This is a genomic window from Streptomyces sp. NPDC085931, assembly GCF_044540565.1.
Classification (GTDB): domain Bacteria; phylum Actinomycetota; class Actinomycetes; order Streptomycetales; family Streptomycetaceae; genus Streptomyces.
The window spans coordinates 1-14147 of sequence record NZ_JBITSK010000004.1 but is presented as its reverse complement, the minus strand read 5'-3'; the positions used below and the strand labels follow the sequence as shown (position 1 = coordinate 14147).

The 14147-nt window shown below is 71.7% G+C and carries 14 protein-coding genes; 12 read left to right on the top strand and 2 right to left on the bottom strand.

Translation table 11 applies throughout. The features are described 5' to 3' along the window. Positions 1 to 91 precede the first annotated feature (91 nt). The 10 genes from ACIGAN_RS08805 (at position 92) to ACIGAN_RS08760 (ending at position 8354) form a co-directional block, all read left to right on the top strand. On the top strand, positions 92 to 1048 hold the full coding sequence (locus tag ACIGAN_RS08805; RefSeq protein ID WP_399856273.1) for a Rossmann-like and DUF2520 domain-containing protein: 957 nt from the start codon (positions 92 to 94) through the stop codon (positions 1046 to 1048). Next, positions 1045 to 2046, top strand: coding sequence for a pantoate--beta-alanine ligase (gene panC, locus ACIGAN_RS08800; protein ID WP_365742172.1), 1002 nt, complete (start codon positions 1045 to 1047; stop codon positions 2044 to 2046). Before ACIGAN_RS08805 ends, panC begins: the two co-directional genes overlap by 4 nt. Then, positions 2043 to 3752 carry an L-aspartate oxidase gene (locus tag ACIGAN_RS08795; RefSeq protein WP_365091501.1) on the top strand — a complete coding sequence of 570 codons (1710 nt, stop codon included), beginning with the start codon at positions 2043 to 2045 and terminating at the stop codon, positions 3750 to 3752. Before panC ends, ACIGAN_RS08795 begins: the two co-directional genes overlap by 4 nt. Positions 3753 to 3757: 5 nt before the next feature. Continuing rightward, a complete protein-coding gene (nadC, locus tag ACIGAN_RS08790) occupies positions 3758 to 4732 on the top strand; it encodes a carboxylating nicotinate-nucleotide diphosphorylase (protein ID WP_399856271.1) in 975 nt (324 codons plus the stop codon). 17 nt (positions 4733 to 4749) lie between these two features. After that, the gene (locus ACIGAN_RS08785) at positions 4750 to 5547 is read left to right on the top strand and encodes a type III pantothenate kinase (protein WP_365742176.1); all 798 of its coding nucleotides are present in this window, start codon (positions 4750 to 4752) and stop codon (positions 5545 to 5547) included. 178 nt (positions 5548 to 5725) lie between these two features. Beyond that, positions 5726 to 6334, top strand: a complete 609-nt coding sequence (locus ACIGAN_RS08780; RefSeq protein WP_399856799.1) for a hypothetical protein — start codon at positions 5726 to 5728, stop codon at positions 6332 to 6334. Positions 6335 to 6352: 18 nt separating this feature from the next. Next, positions 6353 to 6541 (top strand): hypothetical protein, encoded by a 189-nt coding sequence (locus ACIGAN_RS08775; protein ID WP_365091495.1) that lies wholly within the window; start codon positions 6353 to 6355, stop codon positions 6539 to 6541. Between the two features lie 181 nt (positions 6542 to 6722). After that, a complete protein-coding gene (locus tag ACIGAN_RS08770) occupies positions 6723 to 7205 on the top strand; it encodes a BlaI/MecI/CopY family transcriptional regulator (RefSeq protein WP_365742219.1) in 483 nt (160 codons plus the stop codon). Positions 7206 to 7214: 9 nt separating this feature from the next. Continuing rightward, a complete protein-coding gene (locus ACIGAN_RS08765) occupies positions 7215 to 7748 on the top strand; it encodes an amino-acid N-acetyltransferase (protein ID WP_365091493.1) in 534 nt (177 codons plus the stop codon). A 270-nt stretch (positions 7749 to 8018) separates the two neighbouring features. Then, complete coding sequence (locus ACIGAN_RS08760; RefSeq protein ID WP_351354936.1) at positions 8019 to 8354, top strand: histone-like nucleoid-structuring protein Lsr2; 336 nt, start codon at positions 8019 to 8021, stop codon at positions 8352 to 8354. Positions 8355 to 8363: 9 nt separating this feature from the next. On the opposite strand, the gene ACIGAN_RS08755 is transcribed toward ACIGAN_RS08760, so the two are convergent. Then, a complete protein-coding gene (locus ACIGAN_RS08755) occupies positions 8364 to 9188 on the bottom strand; it encodes an SCO3374 family protein (RefSeq protein ID WP_399856266.1) in 825 nt (274 codons plus the stop codon). A gap of 441 nt (positions 9189 to 9629) precedes the next feature. Here ACIGAN_RS08755 and ACIGAN_RS08750 point away from each other — a divergent pair, with 441 nt between their 5' ends. Then, on the top strand, positions 9630 to 12155 hold the full coding sequence (locus ACIGAN_RS08750; RefSeq protein WP_365091489.1) for an ATP-dependent Clp protease ATP-binding subunit: 2526 nt from the start codon (positions 9630 to 9632) through the stop codon (positions 12153 to 12155). Between the two features lie 74 nt (positions 12156 to 12229). On the opposite strand, the gene ACIGAN_RS08745 is transcribed toward ACIGAN_RS08750, so the two are convergent. Further along, on the bottom strand, positions 12230 to 12871 hold the full coding sequence (locus ACIGAN_RS08745) for an HAD family acid phosphatase (RefSeq protein WP_365742181.1): 642 nt from the start codon (positions 12869 to 12871) through the stop codon (positions 12230 to 12232). 440 nt (positions 12872 to 13311) lie between these two features. Here ACIGAN_RS08745 and ACIGAN_RS08740 point away from each other — a divergent pair, with 440 nt between their 5' ends. Beyond that, positions 13312 to 14025, top strand: coding sequence for a M23 family metallopeptidase (locus tag ACIGAN_RS08740; protein WP_399856261.1), 714 nt, complete (start codon positions 13312 to 13314; stop codon positions 14023 to 14025). Positions 14026 to 14147 lie beyond the last annotated feature (122 nt).

Sequence of the window (14147 nt, the reverse complement as noted above, 5' to 3'; positions counted from 1 at the left end):
GACGACCGAACGCCCCCGGAACCGATCGCGTTAACATGACGAGAAATCGTCCGGTACCCGGAGCGGACTGGAACGGGAAGGCCGCCGTCGAGTGAACACAACCCCACAGCCAGATCCCAGGGACCGCCCCGCGCGGCTCACCGTCGGCGTCGTCGGCGCAGGCCGCGTGGGACCCGCGCTGGCCGCGTCCCTCCAGCTCGCCGGGCACCGCCCGGTCGCCGTGTCCGCGGTCTCCGACGCCTCCCGGCGCCGGGCCGCGCAGCTGCTGCCCGACGTGCCGGTGATGCCCCCCGAGGGCGTCCTGGAGCGGGCCGACCTGGTGCTGCTGACCGTCCCGGACGACGCCCTGCCCAAGCTCGTCGCGGGCCTCGCCGACACCGGTTCCGTACGGCCGGGGCAACTGCTCGTGCACACCTCCGGCCGGTACGGCGTGGGCGTGCTCGACCCCGCCCTGCGCGCGGGCGCGCTGCCGCTGGCCCTGCACCCGGCGATGACCTTCACCGGCACGCCCGTGGACGTCCAGCGCCTGGCCGGCTGCTCCTTCGGCGTGACCGCGCCCGAGGAGCTGCGCCTGGCCGCCGAGGCCCTGGTCATCGAGATGGGCGGCGAGCCGGAGTGGATCGCCGAGGAGAACCGGCCGCTCTACCACGCGGCCCTCGCCCTGGGCGCCAACCACCTGGTCACGCTCGTCGCCCAGTCGATGGAGCTGCTGAGCACCGCCGGGGTCGCCGCCCCCGACCGGATGCTCGGCCCGCTGCTCGGCGCGGCCCTGGACAACGCCCTGCGCTCCGGCGACGCGGCGCTGACCGGCCCGGTCGCGCGCGGGGACGCGGGCACGGTCGCCGCGCACGTCACCGAGCTGCGCCGGCACGCCCCGCAGACCGTCGCCGGATACCTGGCCATGGCCCGCGCCACCGCCGACCGGGCCCTGGCGCACGGCCTGCTGAAGCCGGAGCTGGCCGAGGACCTCCTCGGGGTGCTCGCCGACGGGACCGGCGGGACCGGCGGCACCGACGGGACCGAGGGCACCGGGAGGGACGCCCGATGACCACCACCCTGCTGCGCACCGCCGGTGAACTGCACGCACGCGCGCGTACGGGCCGCCGCGCGGTCGTGATGACCATGGGCGCCCTGCACGAGGGCCACGCCACGCTGGTGCGCACCGCCCGCGACATCGCCGGCCCCGAGGGCGAGGTCGTCGTCACCGTCTTCGTCAACCCGCTGCAGTTCGGCGCGGGCGAGGACCTCGACCGCTACCCGCGCACCCTGGACGCCGACGTCGAGCTCGCCGGGCGGTCCGGCGCCGACGTCGTGTTCGCGCCCTCCGTGGACGAGGTGTACCCGGGCGGCGAGCCCCAGGTCCGCGTCACGGCGGGCCCCATGGGCGAGCGCCTGGAGGGCGCCTCCCGCCCCGGGCACTTCGACGGCATGCTCACGGTCGTCGCCAAGCTGCTGCACCTCACCCGCCCCGACGTCGCCCTGTACGGCCAGAAGGACGCCCAGCAGCTGGCGCTGATCCGCCGCATGGTGCGGGACCTGAACTTCGGCGTGGAGATCGTCGGCGTGCCGACCGTCCGCGAGGAGGACGGCCTGGCCCTGTCCAGCCGCAACCGCTACCTCTCCGACCGTGAGCGGCGCACGGCCCTGGCCCTGTCCCGGGCCCTGTTCGCGGGCCGGGACCGGCACGCCGCGCAGGAGGCGCTGCGCGCCCGCGCCCGCGAGGTGCCCGCCACCCGCGCGCGTGCCGAGGCCCTCAGCGCCCTCGGCGAGTCCCGCGCGGCGGCCGACGCGCACGCCGTGGCGACGGCCGTCCCGGGCGGCCCGGCCGCCGTCCGCGCGGCCGCCCGCCAGGTCCTCGACGAGGCCGCCCGCCTCGACCCGCCGCTCAGGCTGGACTACCTCGCCCTGGTCGACCCGTCCGACTTCACCGAGATCGGCGACGACTACACCGGCGAGGCGGTCCTGGCCGTCGCCGCCCGGGTCGGCACGACCCGGCTGATCGACAACATCCCCCTCTCCTTCGGAACCTTCGGAGCCGCCTCGTGACCTCCACAGGCATACGACTGCACGCGCCCGCCCCCGGCTGGTCCATCGCGGCGGACGTGGTCGTCGTCGGCTCCGGAGTCGCCGGCCTGACCGCGGCCCTGCGCTGCGAGGCCGCCGGGCTGAGCACCGTCGTCGTCACCAAGGCCCGGCTCGACGACGGCTCCACCCGCTGGGCCCAGGGCGGCATCGCCGCGGCCCTCGGCGAGGGCGACACCCCCGGGCAGCACCTCGACGACACCCTGGTCGCCGGCGCGGGCCTGTGCGACGAGGACGCGGTGCGCCTGCTCGTCACCGAGGGGCCCGGCGCCGTGCGCCGGCTGATCGAGACCGGCGCCCGGTTCGACGAGTCCTCCGAGGGCGGTCTCGAACTGACCCGGGAGGGCGGCCACCACCGCCGCCGCATCGCCCACGCGGGCGGTGACGCCACCGGCGCCGAGATCTCCCGCGCCCTGGTCGAGGCGGTCCGCGCGCGCGGCGTGCGCACCGTCGAGAACGCGCTCGTGCTGGACCTCCTCACGGACGCCGAGGGCCGCACGGCCGGTGTCACCCTGCACGTGATGGGGGAGGGGCAGCACGACGGCGTCGGGGCGGTCCACGCCCCCGCGGTGGTCCTGGCCACCGGCGGCATGGGCCAGGTCTTCTCCGCCACGACCAACCCGTCGGTGTCGACCGGCGACGGCGTGGCGCTGGCCCTGCGCGCGGGTGCCGAGGTCAGCGACCTGGAGTTCGTCCAGTTCCACCCGACCGTGCTGTTCCTCGGCCCGGACGCCGAGGGCCAGCAGCCCCTGGTCTCCGAGGCGGTCCGCGGCGAGGGCGCCCACCTCGTGGACGCCGACGGCGTGCGCTTCATGCTCGGACAGCACGAACTCGCCGAACTCGCCCCCCGGGACATCGTCGCCAAGGGCATCACGCGCCGCATGCAGGAGCAGGACGCCGAGCACATGTACCTCGACGCCCGCCACTTCGGCGCCGAGATGTGGGAGCACCGCTTCCCGACGATCCTGGCCGCCTGCCGCGCCCACGGCATCGACCCGGTCACCGAGCCGATCCCGGTCGCCCCGGCCGCCCACTACGCCTCCGGCGGCGTGCGCACCGACTCCCACGGCCGGACGACCGTCCCGGGCCTGTACGCCTGCGGCGAGGTCGCCTGCACCGGCGTGCACGGCGCCAACCGCCTGGCCTCCAACTCCCTGCTGGAGGGCCTCGTCTACGCCGAGCGCATCGCGGCCGACATCGCGGCGACGGGCCTGCGCGCGCGCGTGCCGCGGCCGCTGCCGCACCCCGAGATCCCCGAGCACCCCCTGCAGAGCGCCGAGGCCCGCTTCACCATCCAGCGGATCATGACCGGCGGGGCGGGCGTCCTGCGCTCGGCGGAGTCGCTCACCAAGGCCGCCGACCAGCTCCAGCGCCTGCACACGGACGCCCGGGAGGCCCTCGCCGAGAACGGCAGGACGGCCGAGCCCGGCGTCGGCACCTGGGAGGCCACCAACCTGCTGTGCGTGGCCCGCGTCCTGGTCGCCGCCGCCCGGCTGCGCGAGGAGACCCGGGGCTGCCACTGGCGCGAGGACCACCCCGAGCGCGACGACACGGCCTGGCGCCGCCACATCGTCGTCAGGCTGAACCCCGACCGGAGCCTGGCCGTGCACACCACGGACACGACACACTTCCCCGCGACCCTCCCGCCCCCCGCCCTCCAGGAGCAGTGACCGACGTGACCACCCCCGACCTTCCCCTCGCCTCCTCCTCGGGCTGCGGCGACGGCTGCGCCTGCGGCGCGGACGACGAGGCGTACCTGGAGTGCGGCCTGGACCCCGCGCTCGCCCAGCTGCTGGCCGACGCCGGCCTCGACCCCGTCGAGGTCGAGGACATCGCCAACGTGGCCCTCCAGGAGGACCTGGCCCACGGCGTGGACGTGACCACGGTCGCGACCATCCCCGAGGACGCGGTCGCCACCGCCGACTTCACCGCCCGCGAGGCGGGCGTCGTGGCCGGCCTGCGCGTCGCCGAGGCCGTCGTCTCGGTCGTCTGCGAGGAGGAGCTGGAGATCGAGCGCCACGCCGAGGACGGCGACCGCGTCGAGGCCGGCCAGAAGCTCCTCTCCGTCACCACCCGCACCCGCGACCTGCTCACCGCCGAGCGCAGCGCGCTGAACATCCTGTGCCGCCTGTCGGGCGTCGCGACGGCCACGCGCGCGTGGGCGGACGTCCTGGAGGGCACCAAGGCCAGGGTCCGCGACACCCGCAAGACCACCCCCGGCCTGCGCAGCCTGGAGAAGTACGCGGTCCGCTGCGGCGGCGGCGTCAACCACCGCATGTCCCTGTCGGACGCGGCCCTCGTCAAGGACAACCACGTGGTCGCCGCGGGCGGCGTCGCCCAGGCCTTCCAGGCAGTCCGTGACCGCTTCCCCGAGGTCCCCATCGAGGTCGAGGTCGACACGCTGCACCAGCTGCGCGAGGTCCTGGACGCCGGCGCCGACCTGATCCTGCTGGACAACTTCACGCCCGCCGAGTGCGCGGAGGCCGTGGCGATCGTCCAGGGCCGCGCCGCCCTGGAGGCCTCCGGCCGCCTCACCCTCGACAACGCCAAGGCCTACGCCGACACCGGCGTCGACTACCTGGCCGTCGGGGCCCTCACCCACTCCTCGCCGATCCTGGACATCGGCCTGGACCTGCGGCCGGCGGAGTAGGGGAGCGGGTACGGGCCATGCTGCTGACGATCGACGTAGGAAACACCCACACGGTCCTGGGCCTGTTCGACGGCGAGGAGATCGTCGAACACTGGCGCATCTCCACGGACGCGCGCCGCACCGCCGACGAACTGGCGGTCCTGCTCCAGGGCCTGATGGGCATGCACCCGCTGCTCGGCGAGGAACTGGGCGACGGCATCGACGGCATCGCCATCTGCGCGACCGTCCCCTCGGTCCTGCACGAGCTGCGCGAGGTGACCCGCCGCTACTACGGCGACGTGCCCGCCGTCCTCGTCGAACCGGGCGTCAAGACCGGCGTGCCGATCCTCATGGACAACCCCAAGGAGGTCGGCGCGGACCGCATCATCAACGCGGTCGCGGCCGTCGAGCTCTACGGCGGCCCCGCGATCGTCGTCGACTTCGGCACGGCGACGACGTTCGACGCGGTCAGCGCGCGCGGCGAGTACGTCGGCGGCGTCATCGCCCCCGGCATCGAGATCTCCGTCGAGGCCCTCGGCGTCCGCGGCGCCCAGCTCCGCAAGATCGAGGTGGCCCGGCCCCGCAGCGTGATCGGCAAGAACACGGTCGAGGCGATGCAGTCGGGCATCGTCTACGGCTTCGCCGGCCAGGTCGACGGCGTCGTCAACCGCGTGGCCCGCGAGCTGGCGGAGGACCCCGACGACGTCACCGTCATCGCGACGGGCGGCCTGGCCCCCATGGTCCTCGGCGAGTCCTCGGTCATCGACGAGCACGAGCCGTGGCTGACCCTGATCGGCCTGCGGCTGGTCTACGAGCGGAACGTGTCACGCATGTGAGCGGCGCGCTCGGCTGTCCCCGCCCTCTTCCCGGGCCGAGGCGGCGCGGCAGCCGAGAAGCGCTCGCACCCCCGCCCACCCGGGTGGTCCCCCGCGCCACACCCGCCCCTTATGTCGAAATTGTCTGATTAGCGCGTATCGTCGCCGCATGCCCACGCCCTACGGATCCCGCGGCGGCATGGCGTTCGGCGTGGAGGAGCTGCGTGTGCTCCGCCGCGCTCTCGCCCTCGCCCTCCACCCCACCTCCGCCTCGTCCGACGACGTCCAGGACTGTCTCCGCCTCGCAGAGTCGCTCGACGAGGCGATGCGGGAGGGGGCCAGGCTGCGCGCCTTCCTCGTGGCCGACCTGGGCCGGTACCGCGCCGCCCTGCCCGGCACCGCCGTCGGTTACCTCACGCTCCTCGACGAGGCCCTGGCCGCCGGCTACCGCCCCCGCCCCGACGACCTCGCCGCCCTGCGCGCCCTGCGCGGCAACCCCACCGCCGCGGCCCTGCTGGACCGCTGCGCGGTCACCCTCGTCACCGCGAGCGCCCCCGCACGCCCCGGCGCGCGCTCCGCCGTCCCCGCCGCCCGCACCCGCCTCCTGGCCCTCCCCGGCGGAGCCGACAAGCAGCCGGAGAAGAAACCCGACCGCAAGCCGCCGGCCCCGAAGCCCGCCCCTGCTCCGGCCCCCGCTCCGGGCGATCCGAAGCCCTCCCGCCCGATCCCCACTCCGGGCGAGGTCTTCCCGCGCCGCAAGCCCGCCCCGCCACCCCCGGCGAACCCCCAGCAGCTCGCCGCGGGCTGACGTGGCTACCCTGGATCCATGGACTACGTCTCCGCGCTCCTGCCCCCGGTCGTCATGGCCGTCTTCTTCATCGGCGTGATCCGGGTGATCGTGAAGACCCAGGGCGGCGCCAACAAGGCCAAGGAGGACGCGGCCGTCGACGCCGCCCTCACGCGCGTGGAGGGCGCCCGTCAGGCCTCCGCGACCGGCCCGAAGGCCGACGTCTGACCCCACCCCTCCCTCGGCGTACGACTCCGCGGGGCCCGGCTGCGGCGCCCGCACATTCGAGTCGTACGCCCCTTTTGTGCCCGTTCGCCGGTGAAGCGCACGTCCGCCACGCCAATACCGAGATCTCCCACTATTGTTCTGAGCTGTGCCTCGCCCATTGGGAGAACTCGAAGACGCGGTCATGTCGCGGGTGTGGAAGTGGAACCGCCCCGTGACCGTTCGAGAAGTCCTGGAAGATCTTCAGAAGGAGCGGTCCATCGCCTACACCACGGTGATGACCGTTTTGGACAATCTCCACCAGAAGGGCTGGGTGCGCCGCGAGGCGGAAGGCCGCGCCTATCGATATGAGGCGGTCTCGACCCGGGCCGCCTACGCCGCCGCCCTGATGAACGACGCCTGGTCGCAGAGTGACAACCCCGCCGCCGCTCTCGTCGCCTTCTTCGGCATGATGAGCGAGGAACAGCGCCGGGCTCTCACCGATGCCGTACGCATCGTCCAGGGTCCGGAAACCCAGGAACCGACCGAACCGTCGGAATCCGGGGAAGCCCCGGAACCGCCGGCCGAGTCGGAACAGGCGGAACAGCCGGAACAGCGGGAACGGGCGGAACCCCGGGAAGGCCCCCCGCAGAACCCCGCCTCCGCTCAGGGGACCGGCGGGCGATAGCGTCCGTTCATGTCCGCGAAGAGCCCCGACGCCCCCGCAAAAGCCATCACCGTCCGGCGGGCCCGCACCAGCGATGTCCCGGCCGTGCGTCGCCTCCTTGACGCCTACGTCCGCGACGGCATCCTCCTCGACAAAGCAACGGTGACCCTTTACGAGGACATCCAGGAGTTCTGGGTCGCCGAACGCGACGACAACGCCGAGGTCGTCGGCTGCGGCGCCCTGCACGTGATGTGGGAAGACCTCGCCGAAGTGCGCACTCTCGCGGTGAAGCCCGGCCTCAAGGGCGCGGGCGTCGGACACCGGGTGCTGGAGAAGTTGCTGCAGACCGCCCGCTGGCTCGGCGTTCGCCGCGTTTTCTGTCTGACCTTCGAAGTCGACTTCTTCGGCAAGCACGGCTTCGTGGAGATCGGCGAGACCCCGGTCGACACGGATGTCTACGCGGAGCTGCTGCGTTCCTATGACGAGGGTGTCGCGGAGTTCCTCGGTCTCGAACGAGTGAAACCGAACACCTTGGGCAACAGCCGGATGCTTCTGCATCTGTGATCGCCGGGCGGACAACAGTCCGGCCACAACCGGGCCCGCCCGGTTCGCCAAGGCATATTCGGTGGCGCGCCCCCTGCCCCGGTGGCCTATGTCCGAAACGCGCACGTTTCCGGACGGAGGCGGGGCTACCGGTCTCTGCCGGGGGTTTGTGTTTTTCCGGCAAAAGCGGTTTGCTTTCCGAGGTACTGCAGTACTGCATATAACAGGGGACGGCGATACGGCGGACGCCGGCACACCCCGGCCCTGAAGATATCGATGAAAGGAAATCCGGTGGCACAGAAGGTTCAGGTCCTTCTTGTCGACGACCTCGACGGTGGCGAGGCGGACGAGACCGTGACGTTCGCGCTGGACGGCAAGACGTACGAGATCGATCTCACCACCGCCAATGCGGACAAGCTCCGTGGCCTTCTCGAGCCTTACGTGAAGGGCGGTCGTCGTACCGGAGGCCGTGCTTCGGGCGGGCGTGGAAAGACGCGCGCGGCTTCGGGCGGCAGCCAGGACACCGCGGCGATCCGCGCGTGGGCGAAGGAGAACGGCTACGAGGTCAACGACCGCGGCCGTGTTCCCGCGACCATCCGCGAGGCTTACGAGAAGGCCAACGGCTGAGCGGCGGCATCACCGGCCCCGCGCACGCGAGGCCGGCGGCTGGGCGCCCGCGCGCCGCAGCCGGGCCCGGTGGCACTGCGTGGCCACCGTGTCCACCAGCCGCACGAGATCGGGGGCGTCTCCACCGCCCCCCAAGGCCGACAGCGTCGGCAGCGAGGCCTCGACCTCGCACCCCGGCTCGGGGGGCCGCAGCCACACGGCGGCCCCCTGGGAACCGAGCCGGCCCCGGGGAAGCGGCCGGCCGGCATCCGGGCCGGACCCACGCGGCGCCGGCCCGTCCGGCCCCCAGGCCGACGGCCCACCCGCCCCTGCCGGCAGCCCCGCGACGGGAACACCGGCCCTTGTGGGCAGCCCCGCAGCGACCCCGCTGAACGGCGCCGCGTCCGCGGCCGCGGGTGCGTGCGCGTCCGGCGTGCCCGGTGCCGGCGGCCCGCACGCTCGCCCGGCCTCCGGCGGTGGTGTGCCCGGTGGCAGTGGCGCCCGCAGGAACGCGCCCGCGCCGAGTGCCCTCAGGTCCAGTGGCAGTGCTCCCCAGTCCAGCCACTCCAGCAGCCCCGGCAACTCCTCCGCGCTGCCCGCGGCCACCAGCAGCTGGACGCGCTCGCCCCGGGCGGCCACCGGCGCGCGCGGCCCGAGGCGCCGCAGGGCCGCCGGCGCGGCCTCCGCCGGCACGTCCAGGACGTCGAAGCGCACCCCCAGGACCAGTCGCAGCGGTTCGCCGGGCGCGGTCGGCCAGCCGAGGCCGTCCTCGTACCACCGCCGGGCGGAGCTGCGGCGGGGCGGCGGGACCACGGCGGGTGTGCGGGCGGTCACGGAGGGGGGAGCGCCGGACATGCCAAGAGCAACCACCGGAACGGCGCGCGGGTTACGCTGTGTTCACTTTGTGTGCTGATGTGAGCGCGCAGCGTGGTGAAACGGGGGCGTGCGGGGGGTGCGGGGAGGCGCAAGGTTGTTCGCCCGTAGCGGAGGGAACGGGGGCGCTCGGCATGGACTGTCGGTCCCCACGGGTAAGACATCCCTAGTGGGAGGGGGCGACACGCAGGAAAGGACGTCTCACGTTCGCCATCGGCGTACTGGCGAGTGGGGTATCTGCCTGGCCTGCGGGAACATCGTCTCGCACCATCGGGTTGGAGCAGATGTCGGCGTTCGGGGTCAGGAGGCCAAGGACGGTGTCGGCAGTTGGAATGAGCGGTCCCCGCTTGCGGGACTAAGCTGCGGAAGGACAGGGAGGGGAAGTTCCCCCCACTGCCTGACCGCTCTGAGGAGCGATTAACGATGTTCGAGAGGTTCACCGACCGCGCGCGGCGGGTTGTCGTCCTGGCTCAGGAAGAAGCCCGGATGCTCAACCACAACTACATCGGCACTGAACACATCCTCCTGGGCCTGATCCACGAGGGCGAAGGTGTCGCCGCCAAGGCCCTTGAGAGCCTCGGGATTTCGCTCGAGGCGGTCCGCCAGCAGGTGGAGGAGATCATCGGCCAGGGCCAGCAGGCCCCGTCCGGGCACATCCCCTTCACCCCCCGTGCCAAGAAGGTCCTGGAGCTGTCGCTCCGCGAGGCCCTTCAGCTGGGCCACAACTACATCGGCACGGAGCACATCCTGCTCGGCCTGATCCGCGAGGGCGAGGGCGTCGCCGCCCAGGTCCTGGTCAAGCTGGGCGCTGATCTGAACCGCGTGCGGCAGCAGGTGATCCAGCTGCTCTCCGGTTACCAGGGCAAGGAGACCGCCACCGCCGGCGGTCCTGCCGAGGGCACGCCCTCCACGTCCCTGGTCCTCGACCAGTTCGGCCGGAACCTCACCCAGGCCGCTCGTGAGTCCAAGCTCGACCCGGTCATCGGGCGCGAGAAGGAGATCGAGCGGGTCATGCAGGTGCTGTCCCGCCGTACGAAGAACAACCCGGTGCTGATCGGTGAGCCCGGCGTCGGCAAGACCGCCGTCGTCGAGGGCCTCGCCCAGGCCATCGTCAAGGGCGAGGTGCCCGAGACCCTCAAGGACAAGCACCTCTACACCCTGGACCTCGGCGCCCTGGTCGCCGGCTCCCGCTACCGCGGTGACTTCGAGGAGCGCCTGAAGAAGGTGCTCAAGGAGATCCGCACCCGCGGCGACATCATCCTGTTCATCGACGAGCTGCACACGCTGGTCGGTGCGGGTGCCGCCGAGGGCGCCATCGATGCCGCTTCGATCCTGAAGCCGATGCTGGCCCGCGGTGAGCTGCAGACCATCGGTGCGACCACGCTGGACGAGTACCGCAAGCACCTGGAGAAGGACGCGGCCCTGGAGCGCCGCTTCCAGCCCATCCAGGTCGCGGAGCCGTCCCTGCCGCACACGATCGAGATCCTCAAGGGTCTGCGTGACCGGTACGAGGCCCACCACCGCGTCTCCATCACCGACGAGGCGCTGGTCCAGGCCGCCACGCTGGCCGACCGGTACATCTCGGACCGCTTCCTGCCGGACAAGGCGATCGACCTGATCGACGAGGCCGGATCGAGGATGCGCATCCGCCGGATGACCGCGCCGCCGGACCTGCGCGAGTTCGACGAGAAGATCGCCGGTGTCCGCCGGGACAAGGAGTCCGCGATCGACTCGCAGGACTTCGAGAAGGCCGCCTCCCTGCGCGACAAGGAGAAGCAGCTCCTCGCCGCCAAGGCCAAGCGGGAGAAGGAGTGGAAGGCCGGCGACATGGACGTCGTCGCCGAGGTCGACGGCGAGCTGATCGCCGAGGTCCTCGCGACCGCCACCGGCATCCCGGTCTTCAAGCTGACCGAGGAGGAGTCCTCGCGTCTGCTGCGCATGGAGGAGGAGCTCCACAAGCGCGTCATCGGCCAGAACGACGCCGTCAAGGCGCTGTCGAAGGCGATCCGCCGTACGCGTGCCGGTCTGAAGGACCCCAAGCGTCCCGGTGGCTCGTTCATCTTCGCCGGCCCGTCCGGTGTCGGTAAGACCGAGCTGTCCAAGGCGCTCGCCGAGTTCCTCTTCGGCGACGAGGACGCGCTGATCTCCCTCGACATGTCGGAGTTCAGCGAGAAGCACACGGTCTCGCGTCTCTTCGGTTCGCCCCCCGGCTACGTGGGCTACGAGGAGGGCGGCCAGCTGACGGAGAAGGTGCGCCGCAAGCCGTTCTCGGTGGTCCTCTTCGACGAGGTCGAGAAGGCCCACCCGGACATCTTCAATTCGCTGCTGCAGATCCTGGAGGACGGTCGCCTGACCGACTCCCAGGGCCGGGTCGTGGACTTCAAGAACACGGTCATCATCATGACGACCAACCTCGGCACCCGGGACATCTCCAAGGGCTTCAACCTGGGCTTCGCGGCCTCGGGTGACACGAAGACCAACTACGAGCGCATGAAGAACAAGGTCCAGGACGAGCTCAAGCAGCACTTCCGGCCCGAGTTCCTCAACCGCGTCGACGACGTGGTCGTCTTCCCGCAGCTCAGCCAGGAGGACATCCTCCAGATCGTCGACCTGATGATCGGCAAGGTGGACGAGCGCCTGAAGGACCGGGACATGGGCATCGAGCTCTCCCAGTCCGCCAAGGAGCTGCTGTCCAAGAAGGGCTACGACCCCGTGCTGGGTGCGCGTCCGCTGCGCCGCACCATCCAGCGCGAGATCGAGGACTCGCTGTCGGAGAAGATCCTCTTCGGCGAACTCCGCCCGGGCCACATCGTGGTCGTGGACACGGAGGGCGAGGGCGAGGCCAAGACCTTCACCTTCCGCGGTGAGGAGAAGTCGGCGCTGCCGGACGTCCCGCCGATCGAGCAGGCGGCCGGTGGTACCGGTCCGAACCTGAGCAAGGACGCGTAGGCGTCACAGCCGGTCAGACCGGCATAAGGGGCCGGTGCCGCAAGGCACCGGCCCCTTCCGCGTACCCGGGAGCCCTACGAGAGCTGCCCGTCGTAGTCCGGCAGCTTGAACGTGCGCTCGGCGTGGCCGCCCGAGAGGTCGGTGGCGCTGTTGCCGATGTTCGCGATGATCGTGTAGCCCTTCTTCTCGATGTCGGCGCGCTGGGCCGTCTTGTAGTCGGCGACGTTCTTGAAGAGGTCGATGAAGCCGCGGACGTAGAGCCCGGAGACCCGGTAGCCGGTCTGCTTGAGGTTGTACTCGGTGAACGAGTAGATGATCCCGGGCCGGGCCGTCACGAAGAACACGGCGACGCCGCGCTCCTGGGCGTATCTGGCGGCCTCCAGGACCGGCTTGTTGGCCGGCTGCGGGTAGCTGAAGCCGAAGTCGGTCTCCAGCGCCGTGTTGTCGATGTCGAGGACGACGGCCTGCTTTTCGCCGGGCTTCGGGGCCGCGATCCGCTGCTTCAGGTAGGGCAGCGCCTGGTCCATCACCGCCTGGCAGTCCTTCTGCCAGGTGGCGTAGTCGACGTCGGCCGCGGCGGCCGTGGCGGCGGCGGTGACGGCCGTGGAGGCGCGGGCCGGGGCCGCGGCGTCGGCCGGGGCGGCCATCGCCACGAGGGCGGCCGCCGAGACGGCGGTGACGGATGCGCGGCGCAGCCAGGGGCGTCGGGTCTGCATGTCGTGGGGGTCCTCTCACGTCAATGACGCTGCCAACATGTCGTGTGCATGTTCGTGGGCGAGGGTGGCGCGAGGGGAACCGTAGGGTTACCGGACGGTAGGTGCCTAGAGGTGTGCGCCACATTTCCGGAATGGCCGAAGAGGACCCCCGGTGACATGCCGCACAGGCGATATGTCCGTTACTAGCTGGAATAGTGGATAACGGGTCGGAGGGAAAGGGGTGCCGACCCCGCGAGACGGGCGGAAGTGCGGGCTCATCGCCTGATTCATCCCGAATGGGGACTGTGTCAAGAGACGTAGAACACTGAACCAAATTACTAACTTCTGTCGTAGATCACGTTTTTGGGAGTTTGTCGGGCCTCGGGTTACCAAGGGATGGCCACACGGCGAGCGACTGCGCGCCGGGTGGTTTTCTCCGTCCCCTTCCCCACGAGGTTTCGATGTCCCAGCGCGTCACGTCCCGCTCTTCCCGTACGTCCCAGCTCCGCACCCGTGCGACCGTGCTGGCCGCCGGCCTCGGTGTCTCGGTCGCACTGGGAGCCGGGGTCGCGTCCGCCGCCGACACCACGGCCGCGTCCGGTGCCGCCAGCGCCGTCCAGGCGCAGGCCGCCGCCCAGGCCAAGGCCGCCAAGGCCGAGGCGGTGAAGGCCGAGAAGGCCGCCAAGGCCGCCGCCGCGAAGAAGGCGGCCGCGAAGAAGGCCGCCGCGGTGAAGAAGGCGGCCAAGAAGGCCAAGCCGTCCTGGGTCGACCCGGTGAAGAAGTACAAGCTCTCCGCGAGCTTCGCCCAGAACGGCGGCATGTGGCAGTCCACCCACAGCGGCCAGGACTACGCCGTCCCGAGCGGCACCCGGGTCGTCGCCGCCCACGGCGGCACCGTGGTCAAGGCCGGCGGCAACGGCGCCGGTGACGGCCCCGCGTACGGCAACGCCGTCGTGATCAAGCACGGCAACGGCACCTACTCGCAGTACGCGCACCTGTCGCAGGTCAAGGTGCGGATCGGCCAGGTCGTCAAGACCGGCCAGGAGATCGCCCGCTCCGGCAACACCGGCAACTCCAGCGGTCCCCACCTGCACTTCGAGATCCGCACGACCCCGAACTACGGCTCGGCGGTCGACCCGGTGAAGTTCCTGCGCGCCAAGGGCGTGAAGGTCTGATCCGGCTTGTTGCCCTCAGGCCCTAGGTGTATTGATCACGAGCGTTGTTAACGGTTGCCGGGCTTGATCATGGCGAAGACCTCCGATGTGGTGGAGCTGTCTAGGAACACACCGCACGGAGG